Annotated in this window: 18 protein-coding genes; 6 read left to right on the forward strand and 12 right to left on the reverse strand. The window is 43.1% G+C overall.

Going from position 1 to position 20,418, the window contains the following annotated elements; all coding sequences use genetic code 11:
* Positions 1-306 precede the first annotated feature (306 nt).
* Positions 307-1,962 carry a response regulator gene (locus ACEN2L_RS07270; RefSeq protein ID WP_306023320.1) on the forward strand — a complete coding sequence of 552 codons (1,656 nt, stop codon included), beginning with the start codon at positions 307-309 and terminating at the stop codon, positions 1,960-1,962.
* 5 nt (positions 1,963-1,967) lie between these two features.
* Here the strand turns inward: ACEN2L_RS07270 and ACEN2L_RS07275 are convergent, their stop codons facing one another.
* The 9 genes from ACEN2L_RS07275 to ACEN2L_RS07315 form a co-directional block, all read right to left on the reverse strand.
* Positions 1,968-2,768: a substrate-binding periplasmic protein gene (locus ACEN2L_RS07275; protein WP_441742881.1), complete on the reverse strand. Its 801-nt coding sequence runs from the start codon at positions 2,766-2,768 to the stop codon at positions 1,968-1,970.
* Positions 2,769-2,969: 201 nt separating this feature from the next.
* Positions 2,970-3,839, reverse strand: coding sequence for a mechanosensitive ion channel family protein (locus ACEN2L_RS07280; RefSeq protein WP_306023322.1), 870 nt, complete (start codon positions 3,837-3,839; stop codon positions 2,970-2,972).
* A gap of 58 nt (positions 3,840-3,897) precedes the next feature.
* Positions 3,898-5,598: a D-lactate dehydrogenase gene (gene dld, locus ACEN2L_RS07285; protein ID WP_441742883.1), complete on the reverse strand. Its 1,701-nt coding sequence runs from the start codon at positions 5,596-5,598 to the stop codon at positions 3,898-3,900.
* 116 nt (positions 5,599-5,714) lie between these two features.
* Positions 5,715-7,934: a transglutaminase family protein gene (locus ACEN2L_RS07290; RefSeq protein ID WP_441742885.1), complete on the reverse strand. Its 2,220-nt coding sequence runs from the start codon at positions 7,932-7,934 to the stop codon at positions 5,715-5,717.
* A gap of 18 nt (positions 7,935-7,952) precedes the next feature.
* Positions 7,953-8,822 carry a transglutaminase family protein gene (locus ACEN2L_RS07295; RefSeq protein ID WP_441742887.1) on the reverse strand — a complete coding sequence of 290 codons (870 nt, stop codon included), beginning with the start codon at positions 8,820-8,822 and terminating at the stop codon, positions 7,953-7,955.
* 75 nt (positions 8,823-8,897) lie between these two features.
* Positions 8,898-9,995: a hypothetical protein gene (locus ACEN2L_RS07300; protein WP_441742889.1), complete on the reverse strand. Its 1,098-nt coding sequence runs from the start codon at positions 9,993-9,995 to the stop codon at positions 8,898-8,900.
* Positions 9,996-10,001: 6 nt separating this feature from the next.
* Positions 10,002-11,891 (reverse strand): bifunctional glutathionylspermidine amidase/synthase, encoded by a 1,890-nt coding sequence (gene gss / locus ACEN2L_RS07305; protein WP_441742890.1) that lies wholly within the window; start codon positions 11,889-11,891, stop codon positions 10,002-10,004.
* A gap of 27 nt (positions 11,892-11,918) precedes the next feature.
* Positions 11,919-12,851, reverse strand: coding sequence for an alpha-E domain-containing protein (locus ACEN2L_RS07310; protein WP_441742892.1), 933 nt, complete (start codon positions 12,849-12,851; stop codon positions 11,919-11,921).
* 2 nt (positions 12,852-12,853) lie between these two features.
* Entirely contained in the window at positions 12,854-14,308 is a 1,455-nt protein-coding gene (locus ACEN2L_RS07315; RefSeq protein WP_306023328.1) for a circularly permuted type 2 ATP-grasp protein, read from the reverse strand.
* A gap of 178 nt (positions 14,309-14,486) precedes the next feature.
* Between ACEN2L_RS07315 and ACEN2L_RS07320 the strand changes: the two genes are divergently transcribed.
* Positions 14,487-15,233, forward strand: coding sequence for a peptidase (locus ACEN2L_RS07320; RefSeq protein WP_306023329.1), 747 nt, complete (start codon positions 14,487-14,489; stop codon positions 15,231-15,233).
* Between the two features lie 2 nt (positions 15,234-15,235).
* Here ACEN2L_RS07320 and ACEN2L_RS07325 read toward each other — a convergent pair whose 3' ends face one another.
* On the reverse strand, positions 15,236-16,339 hold the full coding sequence (locus ACEN2L_RS07325; RefSeq protein ID WP_306023330.1) for a zinc-binding metallopeptidase family protein: 1,104 nt from the start codon (positions 16,337-16,339) through the stop codon (positions 15,236-15,238).
* A gap of 201 nt (positions 16,340-16,540) precedes the next feature.
* On the opposite strand from ACEN2L_RS07325, the gene ACEN2L_RS07330 reads away from it, so the two are divergent.
* Positions 16,541-17,461 carry a GGDEF domain-containing response regulator gene (locus tag ACEN2L_RS07330; protein ID WP_441742895.1) on the forward strand — a complete coding sequence of 307 codons (921 nt, stop codon included), beginning with the start codon at positions 16,541-16,543 and terminating at the stop codon, positions 17,459-17,461.
* Position 17,462: 1 nt separating this feature from the next.
* On the opposite strand, the gene yrfG is transcribed toward ACEN2L_RS07330, so the two are convergent.
* Positions 17,463-18,143, reverse strand: coding sequence for a GMP/IMP nucleotidase (gene yrfG / locus ACEN2L_RS07335; RefSeq protein WP_441742897.1), 681 nt, complete (start codon positions 18,141-18,143; stop codon positions 17,463-17,465).
* 100 nt (positions 18,144-18,243) lie between these two features.
* Between yrfG and nudE the strand changes: the two genes are divergently transcribed.
* Genes nudE through ACEN2L_RS07350 form a run of 3 tightly spaced genes read left to right on the forward strand, consistent with a single transcriptional unit; the run spans position 18,244 to position 20,221 of the window.
* The gene (gene nudE / locus ACEN2L_RS07340) at positions 18,244-18,807 is read left to right on the forward strand and encodes an ADP compounds hydrolase NudE (RefSeq protein WP_306023332.1); all 564 of its coding nucleotides are present in this window, start codon (positions 18,244-18,246) and stop codon (positions 18,805-18,807) included.
* Positions 18,807-19,643: a 3'(2'),5'-bisphosphate nucleotidase CysQ gene (cysQ, locus tag ACEN2L_RS07345; protein ID WP_306023333.1), complete on the forward strand. Its 837-nt coding sequence runs from the start codon at positions 18,807-18,809 to the stop codon at positions 19,641-19,643. The genes nudE and cysQ overlap by 1 nt, the downstream gene beginning before the upstream one ends.
* A complete protein-coding gene (locus ACEN2L_RS07350) occupies positions 19,640-20,221 on the forward strand; it encodes a YceI family protein (RefSeq protein WP_441742899.1) in 582 nt (193 codons plus the stop codon). The genes cysQ and ACEN2L_RS07350 overlap by 4 nt, the downstream gene beginning before the upstream one ends.
* Here the strand turns inward: ACEN2L_RS07350 and ACEN2L_RS07355 are convergent.
* Entirely contained in the window at positions 20,218-20,412 is a 195-nt protein-coding gene (locus tag ACEN2L_RS07355; protein WP_441742901.1) for a YheU family protein, read from the reverse strand. The genes ACEN2L_RS07350 and ACEN2L_RS07355 overlap by 4 nt on opposite strands.
* Between the last annotated feature and the right edge of the window lie 6 nt (positions 20,413-20,418).

Genomic DNA, 20,418 nt, shown 5'->3' on the forward strand with positions numbered 1-20,418 from the left:
CGAGTGCGGGAGTGTATTAGGTATATCCCGCCGCATCCGCTATTGTTTGTCGTCAGCAGTTGATTTTGCTTCAAACCCTGCGCTTTGCGAGCAACAAGCCCGAGATAGCACCCGCCATACCCAGTTAGCGCGCGATTTTCATGTTGTCCTTTCATATATTACAATTTAACAATCGATGTATTGCGCTGAGTAAAGTTAAGGGCTAAGTTACACGATTACTTGCCCATAAATTGATGGTCTTAGTGTTGAGTCTATTGGCACTCACTGGAAGTTGTTAAAAACCGAAGAAAATTGGAAAACTAAGACGTGATAGAAATACCCCCACAAAAGCCCCTTGAAGCACAAAAGGTCTTGATTATCGACGGACAAACACTTGTGCACGATGTCATCAAGTCAGCGTTGATGGAACTGAATATCAAACATGTTCAAAGTGCTGAAAATGCCTATTTTGCGCTTCGTTTATGTGAAGAAATGACTTTTGATGTGGTGCTTATTTCATTTGACGTAAAAAGTGACAAAGACGGATTTAACTTATTAGAAGAAATGAAACTCAAGGGTTTTATTACTAAAACCACCACTGTGGTATTTTTAAGTGCCGACACGTCCTCTGGTTTAGTTAATTGTGTCGTTGAACTACAACCCAGTGATTTTTGGGTTAAGCCCTTAGATCGCCATAAGATTGAAAAACGTTTTAGTTATTTATTCGAAATTAAAAAACGCCTCTATCGCCTGAATTTTTGCGTAGACAAGCAAGAATATGCCACAGCCATTTATTATGCTGAGCGTCAACTTGCTGACCCCGTGCTGGCTCAGTTCCATCCACAAATAAATCGAGTGATTGGCGATTGTCTGCTATCACTTTTACAATTTGAGCAGGCCGAAAACCTGTATAAAAAACTACTTGGGCAATATAAATACGGCTGGATTTCAGTCAACTTAGCACGCAGCTTACTCAAACAAGATAAATTTGCAGAGGCACAAGCGCTACTCAATCAACTGTTAGAGCGAGATGACACCCGATTTACGGCCTACGATGTATTAGCCGAGTACTACATCGAAAAAGAAAACTACGAAAAAGGCTACGAAATTATCAAAGAGGCAACCAAACTTGCTCCTCGTAATATTGCCAGAAATAAAAAGTCATGGAACTTAGCCCGACTAAATCATGATCGCCAGGGCCAGTATATGGCCACTCAGAATATGGCCAAATATGCCAAAAATTCGATACACGATTCACCTCATTTAAGCTTAAATGTAATCCGGGCAGCTATCGATTTAGCCGGTACGCTGTCAGGGCCTGAAAGTATTAAATTACTAAGTAAAACTGAGCGAGACCTTGTTAAGTTACAAAGTGACTTTGGCGCACAAAACCAACTGGGCGAGCAACTCAGTGTAATTAGCGCCCGTATGCTTAATTTAAAAAATGACAAAAAAGCCGCCGAAGCCATTGTTTCAGAGTTGCTCAATATCAAACAACATCATTCTATTGAAGATACCTTAGACAAGGTAAAGGCGTTTCACGAACTCGGCTACTGGGAACAGTCTTTGGCCTTGTTAGACGATATTAAAACGCAAATAGAAGGTGATTCTTTTACTGCCCAAGTAATAAACGAATACATAGAACAAGAGAGCAAAGAACGAGCCTCAATTCATTATTCGCCCAAAGAACTGGTTGATATGGCCTCAGCCCACTATCGCAGTAAACGTTACAAACCGTCTTACGAACTATTAAAACAAGCTCTCGTATTAACGCCTAAAAATACCAATATTGCGCTAAGTTTGCTTAAAGTCATTGCTAAAATCGCGGTTGATATACGCTTGGAAGATGAGCACGTTAACGTGTATGAGCAGTGCAAAAGCTTAGTAAGTGACTGTCCTTTAACTGAAGCTCAAGTCGCTAAAATAGATGAGTATGATCAGATACTTAACCCCATATTTAAGCAAAAAACCAAAAAAGCGTAGGCCTATTACTTTGCTCTGCAAGTCGCTGTTGTGGGAAAGTGTAGGTCTTTGGAGTGAAACTTAAGAGACTCAGTAAACTCTCCGCTGTCAATATAAGCCTGTAATTGTTGGTCAATGATCGTTTTAACCGACTGCATATCCCGACGAATGACGAAAGACAAGGGCACAGCACTTGTTGGCGTCGGTGATTGATAAATAGTAACAGTACAAAACTGGGCGTCTGAAAAGGTCAACGCTGCATTGTAGTTATTCATGACAGCATAATCACAGCGGCCTTTCGCCAACATAGCCGCCATTGCAGTTTGATTACTTGAATCCACTCTAATCAGGCTTTGTTGCTGAAAGAAAGGCGCCAATCCGGTATACACAAAACCAGTGCGGGTACATATTCGTTTATGGTTTAGCGACTCAAGAGAAAAATTTTCAGAAAATGGGCGTAAGCCATATAAATATGACTGGTGCTGCATAATAGGCATACTCGATATTAAATTTTCACTATTAGCAAACCAATTGGTATTCGCTAATAAAATATCGATTTTGCCCTCGTTTAAAAACTGCTCACTTCGTGTTCGATTAGAATCGACAAAATTTGCTCTCAGCAGGTTTTTTCGTGCAGTAAAAGCAAAAAAGTCAGCCACTAAACCGTGGTAACGCTGACCTTCATTATCAAAATACGCATAGGGGCGTGAACCCGGAGAGTTAACAGCGAAGGTCAGGGTTTTAATTGGTTCGGCGACAACTTCTTTACCGGTTAAGATTGACCCGCAAAGTGCGATACACCCTATCAATATTATTCTTCTGTACAACGTTCCTCCTTAAACCACATCATTTCGACTAAAACGGATAATAACCAAAAAGCTAAAATTAGCCGCTAATTTTTACCTAATTTGTGTTTAACCGCTGATTTCCTGTTCAATCGGCTAAAATGGCTTGTTTTAGGACCATGTATAGCAGCACTAAGCAGCTACTTGCTGAGTAATAGTGGTCTCAGACAAGTAGAAGTAACACTAACACTCTTGCGCCTTTTGTATGGTTAACTTCCCATCCACATGGATATCCCGTTGCGGGAAGGCAATACAAATGTCGTGCTCATTAAATAGCTCATCTAAACGGTAACGAATGTTGCTACGGATCATGCGTAGATGCCCTTCAACACTCGCATTCATCCAAAAATACACCACAAACATGAGGGCGTTATCACCAAAATCATCAAAAATGACGACGGGTGCTGGTGTGGTTAACACGTCTTGTTGTTCTGCCACGGCTTGGGCAATTAACTCAGCCACCTTACGACACGGCGAGCCATAAGCCACGCCCACACTTACTGTTGTGCGCGTCATATTGTCTACCAGAGTCCAATTGACCACGGTATTTTCTAATAGCACACTGTTGGGTATCATCATGTGTACGCCATCAGTACGGCGAATGCGGGTCGAGCGAGTATTAATAGCTTCAACATTGCCCTTCACATCACCCACTTCTAAAAAGTCACCGATGCGGATCGGACGCTCCCACATTAAGATCCAACCACTGATGAAATTGTTAATGATATTTTGCGCCCCAAAGCCAAAACCAATAGCCACCGCACCCGACAAGAATGCAAAGGCGGTAATCGGTACGTTAATTAAATCGAGGGTAGTGATAAATAACGCTAAAAAGGCCAGGATAAAGAGGATACGTCTAACTAAATGTACAACATCAGGCGCAACACCTTTACTGCGCATGCGAGTAGTGATTAATTTAATGGTCCAGCTGATCAGCAAGTAACCAATAAACAAAGCGGTGGGCATGAGCAAAAGATCGGCGAGGGAAATCGCTTTGTCTTGAACGTTAAATAAGGGTTCATTAAAAAAGGCGATAATTTCAGTTAGGTTCATGGTTGTCTCAGTGTTCTGCAGTCAGTGTTAAGCATAGCCTCAAATTCTGACACGATATTTATACTTGGCAGCTGCAGTTACGCTGCTGGCGATCCGTCTTGCCAATGCCGGGATTAAAACTATTGGTAGGGTCAAGCTGGTGATAAAATTCTCTTAAGCTCTGCTCAGCCTCATACAAATGCCCCACGTTATGTTCTGCGGGGTATTTGGCTGCACGTTCATTTAAGAGCTTTAGCATGTATTGTTTGACTTTTTTCGCCTCCACACCCTTTTTCAAAATGTAATCTTGATGAAAGACGTGACAGAAAAAATGCCCATAGTAGAGTTTTTTATCGATTATCTGATTAAGGTCAGGTGGCAGTGTTTCTAACCAGTCGATATCATTGCGTCGCAGCGCGATATCCAATGATAACAACTCGCCCACCGAATCTTGATGCATCACTTGATATCGCATGGCTGCGCCCGCTGCGGCAAAACGATGCAATAAGGCGCTGGCGCCTTCGGTGGCATCACATTCGAAATAGTCACCTTGATGTTGCTGAAAAAAGCGCGCTAAGTGAGCTTGCGCCTCAGCAATACCGAGGTCACTAATTTTTAGAATTAAATGATGCTCGTATTTATCCCGAAATTGCAGCATTCGTTTAGGTAAATGCTGTGGAAACGCTCGCCCAATGAGTTGCATTACTTTGTCAGTAAGGTGGCCAGGCAACCACGGTAAGTCCTTAAGCCAGCCATCGATTCGAGCTTTTAAGGTAAACATAGCAGGTAAGCGGTCTGTACCTAAATGTTTCACGCTTAAAAATGTATCTTTGCCATACTTGGCGGAAATATCAAAAATATCTCGGTGCAAGTATTCACCCACCTCAGGTAAGTGACGATAATGTTGCAATATGTCCCGGCGTAATTGACCTAGAACAAGCGGGTCATTGCTACCAATGTAAAAAACCCTTTCTTGTTTGGCCATGGCAAAGGTATCTAAACGCACGGCAAATACAGCTAATTTACCTGCACAACCGCTGGCTTCAAATAAACGCCTTGGGTCTGCATTAAAACGGCTTGGTGAGTTCTCGTTTACCCCTCTAACTCGCTCCTGATACTCTTGATCAGAGGCCAAGGCCACTCCTTTTTTTAAATTTGTGGTCGCAAACTTACCGGCCATTAAATTCTGTAATATCTCTTCAGGTTCATTGCCTAGCTCGATGCCTAGGTGATTAACTAACAGCAATTCTCCTCGCTCGTTAATCCGCGCAAATAAGGCCAATTCTGTGTAGGCAGGGCCGCGTTTTATCAGTGCGCCGCCTGAGTTATTCGCAATACCGCCAACCACTGATGCACCAAGGCAAGAAGAACCAATTACCGAGTGTGGCGCTCGTCCTAGTGGTTTAAGTTTCTTTTCTAAACTAAACAAGGTTGTACCCGGAAAACTGATTACCTGTTGTCCTTGTTCAAGTAACACTATTTGGTCCATGGCGAGAGTATTAATGACCACAACAGGGCGGTCGTAATCATCACCACTTGGCGTTGATCCCTCGGTTAACCCCGTATTAGCCGCCTGCATAATAATAATGGCCTTGTACTCAACACAGGCTTTTAATACACGATAATAGCTAAGCAAATCTTGAGGCAGCACCACGGCTAAGGCAGTGCCGCCACCAGATCGCCACCCCAATCGATATGGGCGCGATTTTTTTTCATCACTTAAAACAAACTGCTGGCCAGCAATGGATTGCAGCTGTTGTAATAATAGAGAATGTGGCATTGTCCGTGTTTCCTGAGGAAAAGAGGTGATCAGATATCAAACAACGATACTAAACAATATCTGCTCTAGCCTGTAATCAGATCATGTTGCTTACAGGCTAGGTGTAGCTTAAAACCTTATTGTCTGCGCAAATCAAGGGTGTAAAGTAAGCGCGCAGATGGCGGTAAATCCCTAACAGAGGCTTCAGAACCAACTAAGTCTGAGCGGTCGATAAGTCGTTCACCGACCCTTGCTCGCGCTTCTTGCTGGTTGCTCGGTAAACCATCATATTTTTCGCCCCATAATTTCCAGTTCACATAATCAAAGGCATGCACAACTTTATTGCTTGCCTGTTCAATGATAAGAATATTAAGGGGTGAATGCGCAGTAATATGGGGTTGCAGCCCCCAGGGATTATCAAACAAGCGATACCGAATCCCCGCTACAGCTGAATGCTCAGAGACCTGTTGGAGGGGTATGCGAATACCGTTCACACTGGCAATCAAACCGGCCTGAGCAAAATCGCCTTCGGCCAATAATTCTAAGCGATCGGTTGTACTGTCAACTACTCGTCCTGTTCCTTCGTGTTCGCCCATAACTGGCCAAGGTTCAATCGCATGACGCAGGGTCCACTTAATTGCACCGCTGCTAAATTGAGTCACTAGCGGAAATCGAAAATCAAGTTGAGCTTCGAACACATTCTGCTCGAATGAAAATCCATGCTCATTTAAGTAAGCGATGACTGAGTGCAAATCCTGACGTAAGAAATAAGGCAGCATAAATTTGTCATGTAAGCTCTCACGCCAATCAATCAGAGGCGAGGTGAAAGGCTTTTCTGCGAAACAGGCCGCCAAAGCACGCAACAACACGTTGGCTGCAAGTAATGGCTCAGGCTCGGGTACCATTTCAAACGCACGAAACTCGATTAAGCCGCTCCTGCCATTGCCCGTATTAATGTTATAAAATTTATCTACACTCAACTCAGCGCGATGGGTATTACCGTTCCAATCCATAAGCAAGTTACGTAACAGCGCATCGATCATCCATGGCTGACCCGGTTGACTCATTTCTTCAATCCCTTTGAGGGTTATTTCCAGCTCATAGGGCAGCTCATGGGCGCTCTCGTCGACACGCGGTGCTTGACTTGAAGGACCAATGAACAAGCCACTAAATGCATAAGACAGGGAGGGATGCTGCTGTAAAAACCGCAAAAAACTGCTCAATAAATTTGGGCGTTCGATAAAGGGATTATGATCTAAGTCTGGCCCACCCATTACAATGTGTGCCCCCCCGCCCGTGCTTACTTGGCGACCACTGAGTTGGTATTTGAGCGCGCGCATCCCAATAGATTCTGCACTTTGATACATGCCACGGATCACACGCTCAAAGTCAGGCCAGTTATCTGCAGGAGGTAAATTCACTTCCAACACGCCTGGGTCAGAGGTGAGTGCCATCGATTCTAAATCTTCATCACGAGGCGGGGTGTAACCCTCTAAGCGGATAGGTGGCAGATTAAGCTTAACGGTCAGTTTTTCAATCGTTCTTACCAGCTCGGCAAAACAAGCAAAACTGGGCAAAGGAGGAAGAAAAACAATCAGTTCCTGATCTCTTAATTCTACCGAAAGTCCACGACGAATAGCGCCTTCGGGTAAGCGATGCAAGGGTAAACGCAAACCTACAGGGCTGTCACCAGGATATAAAGTGAGGTCATCGCCATCTGGCAAGTTCCATTCGCCGGTTGACCACTTTTCATCGTCATGATCTAGCGGTAATACCCAGCCCGCGGGTTCAAAGTAGCTTTGCCATTTTTGATCGAGGTCATCCGGTAAAGGCCGTGAAATAAAAGCGCGTTTACTGCGACTGAAACGTGGTAATAAGTGGGTGGTTTCATCAGAACCAATGGACTTAAGTTTAGCTTCCAAATCTTCGTAAGCGGGTAAACTCGTATCTGCTAGACCTAACTCTGCTGCCAAATCAGCAATAAATTGTTTTGGCATGGCAGGATCACCCGGTGCTATGGTTTCTTGCCCTAAGCGCAATCGATTAAGGTCATTCCATAAGGGGGCCTGGCTACGAGATTTATAGATGCCTATTTGCCATCGAGGCAAGGGTTCACCCGGATAGTGTTTACCAAACGATTGCATCACCACCGCCCCTTTAAACAGGGTCGACGTTAATTCTTGCGCCATTAACCGTGCAAATTTTAGCTTCTGTGGCCCTAATGCGGCTAAATTCCACTCTGGGGCGGTCGTGTCATAAGGCACAAAAGTAGGCTCGCCCCCCTGAGTCAAAATCAAATTTTGCGCAGCGAGTTTAGCGTCTGCCAGACATCCTTGGATATTGATATTCTCTTTCACGTTTTTTTCCACTAATAATTAAGATTCAATGATATGGGCTTCAATACAAACACGCATTTCTTTAAAAAGTTTAGCATCGCCAAGGTAACTTCCGCGAATTGGCGTAGCTTGTTCTGGATTTCTAGTTGTCGCCACAGGTACATGTAAACTTGCCGCGAGAATGCCGCTGGTGGGATCAAATCCCTTCCAGCCAGCACCAGGAAGGTAGATTTCGGCCCACGCATGGGTTGCATTGGCCGCAATATCTACCGCTTCGTTGTCTGAGCTACATAGGTAACCACTGACAAATCGAGCAGCCAACCCTAAGTGCCGCGCCGCTTCCATCAGCAGCAATGCGAAGTCTCTACACGTCCCACTGCCTAATGCCAATGTTTGAGCTGGACTTTGCACACCAGGCTCTTCTCTGCGGCCATAGATAAAGTGGCTGGCGATATGTTCGTTCAATGCCAGTAAAAACGGTAAGGTTTCTGTTTTTCCACTAGGCTCGAGGCGAGGTCCTAGCCACTCGTCAAGTACTGCTTGATCTGCGGGGTATTGACGAATTAAAAACGGGGCTAAATCGATGAGGTCTTCACCCTGATAATCAAAAGGAAGAAGGTTCGCGTAAAGATCCAAAGAGAAGTTAAACGGATTAATATTAAACTGTTCGACCGTGTATTCTGATGTAATCCGTAACTCCTCAGTTTTGCCGGTAAAATAAACCTGTGCGACCGAATTGTTAAACACATCATGTTTCCAACTCACGTTATGTGCCGGATAAATTTCAAGCTTTTCTGTACAAATTCGTAGCCCATGGCTTTCAACCGGCCGTAGCATAAGCTGATGGTTGGTCAGTTCCACCGGACGTTCGTAACAGTAAATATTGACATGGCTTATCTTTAGTTTCATGACTTATCTTAAGTGAATTGTGCGCTAACAAATTAACGCGTTAACTAAAGGCTCAACAACGTTACGTTGAGATGATCAAATATTGGCTAACTCATTCAAAATACTCAAAAATGCTTTTACCGATCCTAAGGGTGCAGACTCAGACATGGTGTGGTAACCACTTGAGGGTATTTGCAAAGTGGTACCGTCTACCAAGCCGTTTGAAGCAGCAATAATCCGGCCCATCTCAGTGGATCCGTATGACGAAAGTGGCTCGCCTTTTTGTTCGTGAATACGATTCTGAGCGGCAACATATTCATCTTTAAATTGATAACTCACACCAAGACGCTGACAAATTTTTACCAGCTCTTGATTCAATTCTTCATTAAAATCAGCGTTAGCGTCTTTATTGCGCAGTACTAGTTGCTGTTGTTTCGCTGTGTTTAAGTCGGGATATGGGCTGGTATCAACAACAATCAGATTGTTAGTTGAGCCACCAAAGCGCCTAAACCACTCAAGCAGATAGCGCCAACTTTTTCCTGCCTCTTCTTGCGCAGTAAAAAACGCCGTACCTTCAAAACCATTTTCAAATAGGTGTACCAATGCGGCCGTAGTAAGCACATTATCCAGCTGCCCAACCAAAGCGTGTTCAGTAATATTAAGTTTATCGGTAAAAGCGACTGGCGTACCCGCGACTAAATGTTCAAGCCCATCAACTTGAAAAATTAGGTTATTACGAAACTCACAAATGTATGCGCCAGTGATTTTTCCGCGACCGCGATACGCCCCGGACCAAGGTTCGAAGGCATACACGCTTTCTGCATCAAAGCGATCAACAATTTTTTGCATTAAAGACTCGCTGACCGAATTACCCAGCAAATCAGAGCGTGCACCTGCAACAAATGCGGCATATTGGAATTCGTTCGGCCCAGTACATACCAAGCCATGACGGTCTATATGCGCTGAAAACATGCGCGAATCTGGTTTACTTCCCTGAGCCACCAGCAAACCTTCATACCAAGTTACTTTGGCTCCGCGTTCTTCTAATTCTCGTTGCAATACCCGAAAAAAAGAATGTTCTGCGCCAGTTACACTCGGGCTTCGCATTAAGGTGCGCAACAGCTCAATAAACGACTCGGGCAGGTCTGATTGACAATTTACTATTTGCTCTAAGGCCTTTTGGCTTGTATTCACAATGTACTACTCATCTAAAAAGGATAAATCATCATCTATTCGTAATGCCATGCAATCGCTGTCTTTACCAATAATCATTGAACGTTCGACTCTTACACCGCTGCCGGCGTAATTACCTGCAGCCGTAAACGTACAAACTTGCACATAATATTTACCCACTTTGGGCAAAGGAAAAAGCTGTTGGTATATTTGGGTTCTGTCACCGAAAGCGCCGCCCTTATCAGCCAAGACCTTATTATCTTTATCGATAAGTTGAATATTGGCTCCACAACGCCCTACGATGGGTTTGACCACATAACCGCTGGCTTCAAGTTCAGGACTGAGTTCAAAACTGGTATTGAGCAATAAAGGATGATTTGGAAAAAGTGACCACAACACAGGTAGTATCGCCTTATTGCTGGGGATGAGGGTCCACAGAGGTTCAAACACCATGATTTCTTGGCGCAGCAATACATCGCTCAAATTAGGTACGCTGCCAGGAGGACGAATTTTATCGGTGATCGCTTGTTGCTCATCTTGTTCCGTGCGCAGTTGATCAAGAGCGGTCTCCCAGGCCCATGTTTTCCATACCCACTTAACCTTGTTACCGTGGGTATCAACAATATCACCCTGCTCATTCCAACTAAGGGAAGACAAACCAACCACCCGCACGCATTTATGACCGGCAGCCTCAATAGCAGAAAGCATAAATAGGGCATGATAGTCTTCTTCAGGATCAGTATCTTGCAGAACGTGTACTAAGCCCTCTACTTCACTTTCGCGCCACGCTTTGACTAATTCAGCAAATAACTCGGCCCCTGCATCTTCGCCATGTTTAAGACCCAAATGTTTGGCCCATTTACCTTGGACTTTGCCTGTTTCCATGTAACAAGAGGCTGAATCGCAGTTGTATTCGTAGACTTTAAGACCTTGCTCAGACAATGAAAAATCAAATCGGCTGGTAATTAATTGATTCAGTCGGTTATCCCACGATTGCCTAATGCGAGGCAAAATTGAGTCTGGTAGACCAAAAGAATGCAGTAATTCATCATGTTGTAATACGTAGTCAGTTGCATGCATAAATAAGCCATGCAGCTCATCCGTGGCTGATTCAAGGGCTTCTTGTGCACTTTGTGACATCATGTAATAACTAAGGTGATCGTCTTCTACCGAAGTAAGCCAATGCCCTTTCATCATATCTACATAAGCCGCTTCATCATCATTAGCTATGTTGAGCCATGGTTTAAAGGCATGGGAAGAGGAGTGCGCGGTAGCCGGTTTAAGGTTAAACAATTCTGTTTGTTCAGGCTCCGACAACTCTGCATGGGTAGTATCGGCTGTTTGAATCATCCAACCTAATATGGTGGCATCACTGAAAGAGCATTCGATCCAAAAGTCGCCTTCACGCCCTATTTTTACCTTAATTTCGCGAGAATAATCTCGGCCATCAGGCCATGGCACAAAGTCCATATTTTGTTCAACAATACGCACATAGCTATCGCTAACTTCAGTGATTATTGCGACGTGACCGGTATTAACAAATTCGCCACCTTCTTCCCAAATCAACAAACTGCCCACTTCAGGATGACGCTGGGCACCATTTTTAAAGGCCTGCAAAGGCAGGAGTTCATTACTGGCGATTTCTCTAACACTACGTAAATTAAAAATTTCATAGGCCATGGAAACATCATTAAAAATGTAACCTTGATTAACATACAACCAGCGACGAGCAAACTCGACACATTGCCATTTATACCCCATATAGATACCGTCAAAATAGCTTCGATAAGCACTGCGATTGGGGTAAAGGGCTTGATCAGCGGTGTCATAATCGCTGGAATATGAAGCAACTCCGCCGGGTGCAGTGCCCAGCAAAGTGCCAAACGGCGTAGAACCTAGTTCTAATTTAGGCGGCATAGATTTCCTTGTAGTAAGAAAAATAACCTATTGTTGATGATAAAAATACGTTTCGTTTATCTTGTCAAAAATCGTGTTTAAGCCCAACTGCATATCATCAATAAAGTCATGCAACTTTTCTTGGATCAAGGATTGCGGGTTGGCCTCCAACAAATGATTTTCGACAACCCGAATTTGCATAATCACATCTTCGTGATTCGGTAGTTGCTTTAAGCAGTGCTCAACTTGCTGCAAGGTATGCAGTAACGAACGTGGAAAACGGTTTTCCAGCAGCAAAAACTTCAATACGTCAGGGCGACGAATACGCAAGCGCACTTCTCGACGATACATTTGATAAGCGGTGAGTGATTTAAGTACGCTCATCCATTGTAAATTTTCAAAGGCCGATTGTGAGGTTTCAGTTTCTTGTAGTAGGGACGCAGAGCGCACATCGATAATCCGTGTGGTCATATCTGCTCGTTCAATATTTCGGCCAATACGCAAAAACGCATACCCTTCATCATGGGTCATGGTGCCAGCCAATATACCGGTAATCGTTTGATTACATTGAATAATTTCACTTAAAAAAGCATAGCGAGAACGGCGCGCTTGGGCTTTTTGACAATTTTCTTTGGCGTATGAGTATAACTCATTGATTTTTTCCCACGCCTCGCGAGGAATAATTTCACGAATAGTACGGGCGTTTTCACGAGCGGCGCTTAAGGCACTGATAATTGAACCGAGGTTTTTTCGGTCAGCCACCATAAAGTTAATCACATTGCGCTCCACCGCTTCTTTGTGATTTGAATAAAACAACTCACGATAGGACAGAATATCGACGATAGGCTCCCAACCCAGAGAGATACTTTTGGGCAAATCAAGGAGAAGATTGGAGTTAACATTAATAATACGCGCGGTATTTTCAGCACGCTCTAAATATCTGCCTAACCAACATAGGTTATTTGCGACTCTTGACAACATAATTAAGACCCCTCCATGTCAACAATCCAGGTGTCTTTACTGCCGCCACCTTGTGATGAATTTACTACTGTTGAGCCTTTAATCATGGCTACACGGGTTAAACCACCGGTTGTTACTTTTACGTCTTTACCACTTAAAATAAACGGCCGTAAATCTAAATGACGAGGTTCTACTTTGGTATCGACCATCGTCGGCGCCGTCGATAAAATTAACATGGGCTGAGCCACATAGTTGCGGGGATCTTCTTGTATCAGTTTACGAAATTTATCATGCTCTTTCGCACTTGAATGAGGACCAATTAACATGCCATAACCACCGGATTCATTGGCCGGTTTCACTACCATAGAAGCAATATTTTCTAATACGTAAGCACGTTCGTCTTCATTCACGCATTTATAAGTCGGTACGTTAGGTAAGATGACCTCTTCATTCAGATAGTATTTGATAATGTCAGGCACAAACGCATACACCACCTTATCATCTGCTACGCCTGAGCCTGGTGCATTTGCCAAGGCCACATTGCCCGCTTTCCATGCTCGCATAATGCCTGGAACGCCGAGTGTCGATTCAGGATTGAAGACTTCAGGGTCAAGAAACCAATCGTCAATTCGACGATACACCACATCTACCCGCGACAAGCCATTGATGGTACGCATGTAAACACAGTCGTCTTCACCCACCACTAAATCACTGCCTTCGACTAATTCAGCGCCCATTTGCTGAGCCAAATAAGCATGTTCAAAATAGGCGGAATTATAAATACCTGGGGTCAACACCACGATTTCTGGTTCAGCAATATCCCGAGGCGACATAGCGGCCAGCATATCGTATAAATCAGAAGAGTAATCATCTACGGGCATGATATTCAGTTTTTCAAACATTTCAGGAAAAACTCGTTTCATTACCTGGCGATTTTCTAACATGTATGAAACACCAGAGGGGACTCGTAGGTTATCTTCAAGCACATATACCGTACCCTTGTTGTCTCTGACTAAATCAGAACCACAAATATGCGCCCAAACGCCTAAAGGCGGGCTAAAGCCTTTACATTCGTTTAAGAAATTTTTTGATTTATCCAGTAGGTCGGCAGGAAAAACACCGTCTTTTATAATGTTCTGATCGTTGTATAGGTCATCAATAAACATGTTTAAGGCTTTAACACGCTGCTTTAAACCCACTTCGATATTTTCCCATTCTTTTTTATCAATTAATCTAGGAATAATGTCGAAGGGCCATGCGCGGTCAATAGAGCCTTCTTCATCGTTATAAACCCGAAAGGTAATACCCATGACTTGAATGGCTGAATCAGCACCGGCTTTGTACTCCAAAATTTCAGCGTCAGTTAGATTGCGCAGATACTCGCACAAATCTTCTGCATAAGGCCTTGGTTTGCCACTTGCCCGTAGCAACTCATCGTGCAAATTTGCAACTTTGTAATTTCCCCATCGAATTGCCATGAACACCCCTTTTGGATTGTTTTAATTTTTAGTATACGGATAACTCAATAGTTTTAAAGCGGTATTCATGCCAAAAATAATAATTGTATTTATAGCCTCGCCCAGACAAAATACTGCCCTTACGTGTTCAATGTTGGGTCACTATTGAGCCCAACAATAGTGCAAAGAGAGATTAACGTTGACTTACTGTTTAGCCATAAATGTAAACAAAGGTATGGTTTTTGCGTCTGACTCGCGTACCAATGCGGGTGTCGATTATGTTGCAACCTACAGCAAGATGACCACTTTTGTATTTCCAGGAGAGCGAAGTTTTGTCTTACTGACTTCGGGCAGTTTAGCCACTTCTCAAGCCGTGATTAATGCGATTAAGACTGATATAGATGACCCTGATGCAGAGTTTAATATGCGCAAAGGCAACTACTTGCACGAAGTAGCTAAATATATTGGCAAGCTGAGTCAACGGGAACAACGACAGCACGCTGCTGCGTTAGAAAGGTCGAACTCTAGTGCGGAATCAAGTTTTATATTAGGAGGGCAAATTGCCGGTCAACCGTGTGAGATTTTTTTAATTTACCCCCAAGGCAATTATATTGCGGCATCACCTGAGACTCCGTATTTACAAATAGGCGAAAACAAATACGGTAAACCTATTTTAGATCGGATTATCGCTGCCAATACTTCACTAGAAGATGCAGCGCGTTGCGCTATTGTTTCTTTAGACTCAACCATTAGAAGTAATATTTCTGTAGGCCCGCCAATCGAATTAGCGATTCATACAAATAATCACTTTGAAGCACCTTATCGCACGTCACTTAATACCAATAGTGTGATGTACAAGTCTGTGCAAAAACATTGGAATGAAGGATTAAAGCGTGCTTTCAATAAACTGCCACGCTTTGAATGGGAAAAACCATCTACTAAATAAGGTTAACTCGGACTGATTTGACTGACTTCGTCGTTTTGCATAATGACTTTATGTACAAACCGTAACTTATTTAGTGCTGAAATTGATATAACAAAGGGGTAGGCATCATCCAGCCCCATACTGCGATTTAAGCCATTTAATACTTGTGTTAAACGGCACCAATCATTAAATAAATGGGTGAAACTGGTAGCGGTGTAAATATAGTCATGTTGACCGCCAGCAACTAAGGGGTTGGCAACTTTGTTGCCAGAAATACTAAAGTCATAATCGCTGGCTGTTTCTAAGGTATCTACCATATGTAAGTAATGCGCCCAGGTTTCAGCCCAATCTTCCCAAGGGTGCATGCTGGCATACGCGCTGACCCAAACGTTTTGCCAATCTTTTTTAGGTCCTTGTTTGTAATAATCATTCAATGCTTTAGCGTAATCCATCCGTTCATCGCCAAACAATGTTCTAAATTCTTCAATGTGCTGACTGCTTTTAACTAAGCGATCCCAATAATAATGACCAGACTCATGTCTGAAGTGACCAATTAATGTGCGATAACTTTCGTTTAAACTTTCCCGTACCTGATGTCGAATACTGGTCTGCGCTTCCTTGACATTAATCGTGATTATACCGGCAGCATGACCTGTTGAAACATAATTTTTAACGGTTAACTCGTTGCCAAATTCATCGGTTATTTCGTCTTCTAAAAACTCAAACCCCAAGCCTTTTTGCGGTTCTTGCGCACGGTTTTGTACCGGTAGCTTCAGCTTGTACAACGTATAGAGAAGGCGGCGTTTGGCTTGTTCTAGGTTATACCAAAGTAACTTATTACCTTTAACTTCTAATTTGGGGGTCGCTTCATTTAATTGACAGGCAGAACAAAACTCATGTTGGTCATCAATATGAATCATCCAATTGCAAACTTGGTGGGTCAGATAATTTTTGCAGGGACGATATATTTGACCGTTGGCAGAAGACTGCAGCTGGCCAGAACGGTTAGTGGTAAATGCGCTAAGTTGCAACTCATCAGATATAAAGCCGAGTAATAAGCCACAAACAACACATGTATTGTTAGCAAAATAAAGTTTATTACCGCATTGACAAACAAAAGTTTTCAAACAAATCCCTCGGCTAACTCGCTGGTTCAGCGAACTCAACATAATGAGCCATTTGATAGAGCATAGCAATGCTATTTATAGTGTTATAAACTCATCTTGTAGTATGAATTTTAATCACAAAATATGAAAAAACAGATCGATTAAACTCACTCTACTAAGATAAGATGTCACTCTAATGAACGGATGCATTTCTAGGAAGCCATGAATTTAAATCATACGTTGCCACGTTCCACGTTATTGTTGGTTGAGTCCAATAAAACGACGCTGGATAGCTTACGCGCAATGTTTGAGCAAAAATACATTGTGGAAGTTGCCGAGGATGGCCAGCAAGCAGTAAATATAATTTACGACCTTGATATTGATTTGATTTTGTGCGCAGTGGATGCCGCCACTATCAGCGGACAAGAACTGTGCGTCTTGGTCAAAAGCAATCCATTGACCCAGCATATTCCTATCATTCTATTGACGCAATCTTCGACTATAGAAGAAGAGCAAGCCTGCCTCGAAATAGGCGCAATTGATTACATCAATACACACGTACCACCGCAAATTATCTATTCTCGTGTGCAAAATCACATGCGATTAGTCGAGCAACAGAAAGTGTTAGAATATGTATCGTGTACCGATGGTTTAACCGGTTTATCCAATAGAATGCAACTCGACACCACCCTTAATCGTCTTTGGCATGCGGCTATTCGCGGGGGGCACTCTATCGGTTTATTAATAATAGATATCGATCATTTCAAAGACTACAACGATCAATTTGGTCATATAGAGGGTGACGAGTGCCTGAAAAAAGTCGCCACGGCGATTGCGCAGACCAAATCGCGAGAAGAAGACTTTGCTGCTCGATTTGGGGGCGAAGAGTTTGTCTTACTTCTGCCCTACACCAACTTATCCGGCGCCAAACGGGTAGCCAAGCAACTTCTTAATAATGTGAGAAAGTTAAAAATCCCAGCCGCCAAAAGCGCTAACGCTGAACATGTCACCGTCAGTGTTGGCGTGGCTGCAATTACGCCAAAGTTCGACCCCCTGCAAACTATCAGCCCGATAGAATTGATTAACCAAGCAGATAAAAATCTGTTTAAAGCAAAACGCGCGGGGCGAGATCGCCTTTGTTAACTCAAGTTACTGGGTTATTAATAATGTCTGCCAATAAAACGGAATAATCTGAAACCGCGACAAAATCCTCTGTATCATTCACCGGCTTTTTACTATCGGGATTACTGATAGCTAGCAAATGTGCAATGCCAAACTGCTGGGCAGAACGCAATATCGCTAAGCTGTCATCAACAAAAAGTGTCGACTCATTGGCAAAATTTATTTTCGCTTGAAGCTTGTGCCACAATAATTGTGATTCTTTGGTGACACCAAATTCATGAGTTGAAATTAACTGGTCAATATGTTGGTCGAGCTGAGTATGTTCGACTTTTAACGACAGGCTATCGGGGTGAGCATTGGTCAATAAGATAACCTGTCTACCTGACTTTTTTAGCGCGTCAATAAAGGGCAGCGCATCATGACGTAAACTGATGAGCTGCTGAATTTCTCGCTTCGCTGCAACAATATCTAATCCGATTTTTTGACGCCAATAATCTAAGCAATACCAATCTATAGTGCCCTGAACTTTACTATATTCAGCGAACATGTCTTCTTTCGCTTGAGCAATTGGTATATTGTTCATTAACGCTAACTTAGCTGGCAAATGTTCTAACCAAAAGTGGTTATCAAAGTGCAAATCCAGTAGCGTACCATCCATATCTAACAAGACGGTTTCAATTTGGTTCCAAGCTATAATTGACAATGGCATGACTCTTGTTTAAACAGGATAGACTAAGCAACAAGCTTAGGCTTTCCCTAAAATTTGAACTCTCGATTGGCAGTAATGGTAACGTGAAAAAGACATGAGCAAAATAGACAATAATAAAACCTTGCCGACGATCCATCAGCGCAAAATCATTGCACAGAGTGGCTTTTTTAAAGTTGAACAACTTGAATTAGAGTTTTCAAACGGTGAAAAACGTCAGTTTGAGCGCATGGCGGGCAGTGGTCGTGGTGCTGTGATGATCGTTCCTTTTATCAATGAACATGAATTTTTGCTAGTCAGGGAATATGCTGCGGGTAACCACTCCTATCAGTTAGGTTTTCCAAAAGGACTGATTGACCCAGGTGAAACCGCTGTGGTGGCCGCTAACCGCGAGTTAAAAGAAGAAGTCGGTTTTGGTGCAAAACAGCTACACTCTTTAGAGACGGTGAGCATGGCTCCCGCTTTTTTTGATGCCAAAATGGAAATTTTTATTGCTCATCAACTTTACGCCGAAAAGTTAGAGGGCGATGAACCAGAACCAATGGAAGTGATCCCTTGGTCAATTAATAACACAGATGCTCTTCTGGCCAGAGAAGATTTTACAGAAGCACGATGCTACGCAGCACTGTTTCTTGCATTAAAATGGATAAGGACACGCTAATGGTAAATGATGATCACCATAGCCTACTTGAACTTGCAAAACGCGCTGCGCGTATAGCAGGTGAAGAAGTCATGAAAATATATGATAGCGGTGATTTTGCCAGTTATCAGAAAGAAGATGACTCCCCCGTCACCAGCGCAGATTACAAAGCAAATGAAATTATCTTGGCGTTGTTACAAGCAGAAACGCCCAACATTCCTATTATGTCTGAAGAGACCGACAACGCGAAGTTGTCCACTCGTAAAGACTGGAAACGCTACTGGTTGATTGATCCCATCGATGGTACGCAGGAATTTATTGCACGAAGTGGTGATTTTGCGGTCAACATAGCGCTGGTAGAAAATAATATTCCAGTGATTGGAGTCATTTACTGGCCTCCTGGTGACACACTTTATTATGCATCAAAGGGGCAAGGAGCGTTTAAAGAGAGTCCTTCTGAAAACAAACAAATACATGTACGCTCGTTTGACGATACTGAACAAGGCGTCGTCATGGTTGCTATTAGCCGTCGCCAAGCCCGTGAGAAGGTCATGAACAGTATGAGCGACCATCGAGTTTATCATACATTGCCATTAGGCAGTTGCTCACTCAAAGCCTGTTTCATCGCTGAGGGTAAGGCAGATGTGTTTTTACGAATAGGCGTAACAGGTGAGTGGGATACGGGTGCATCACAATGCATCGTAGGCGAGGCTGGCGGTTCAATATTAGCGCACGATTTTGAGCCATTAAGTTACAACCGGCGTAAAAGCGTCAATAACCCCGACTTTATCGTGATGGGCGATCAAAATGTAGATTGGCCATCGATTGTTAAATACAAACTTGGAAACCTAATATGATCAATTTGAAAAAATTACTGCCAAGCTATTTGATTGCGGCAAGTATGATATCCACTGCCGCGATGGCAGATTGGGCAGTAGACAGTGAACAATCAAAAGTGTTTTTTATCTCAACCAAAAACCTCAATACCAGTGAAGTACATTCTTTTAACCGTGTTGAAGGCAAACTCAGCAGTGACGGAAAATTTACTGCGAGCATAGACTTAAGTACGGTTGAAACAGGTATTGATATTCGCAATCAAAGAATGCGTGAAATGTTATTTAAGGTTGATGCTTTTCCACAGGCAAAGATTAGCGCCACCCTTGCAGAAAATATAATGGCCCTTGCCAAGGGTGAAACCTTACACACTGAATTACCCGCCACTTTAACCTTGATGGGTATAGAAAAAAGTCTGAATTTGAATGTTGTTGTAACTAAAACCACTGAAGGTCAGTTTGTGGTAACGAGCGCTAAACCGGTTTTATTGAGCGCTGCAGACCTTGGTTTACAAGCAGGGGTTGAGGCCTTACAAAAAATAGCTGGTTTATCTAGTATCGGTTTATCTGTTCCAGTCACCTTTAATTTAGTCCTTAATTAACGGTCACCTTCATCCGTTCTGAGATGACCTTTTGCCACAATATTGACCGTTTCGTGCAACTCAGAATAAACTAAAAATGCCTCACCCGACTTAAGTTGGGTGAGAACTTGTTGTACTTTTTCAGCTAAGCCAACGTCGTGCTCTCCGTATTCCGTACCTTCCTGCAGCACAAACGCTTCAATAATATTCATAAGTGT

The organism is Flavobacterium sp. W21_SRS_FM6 (genome assembly GCF_052119645.1).
GTDB lineage: Bacteria > Pseudomonadota > Gammaproteobacteria > Enterobacterales > Alteromonadaceae > Paraglaciecola.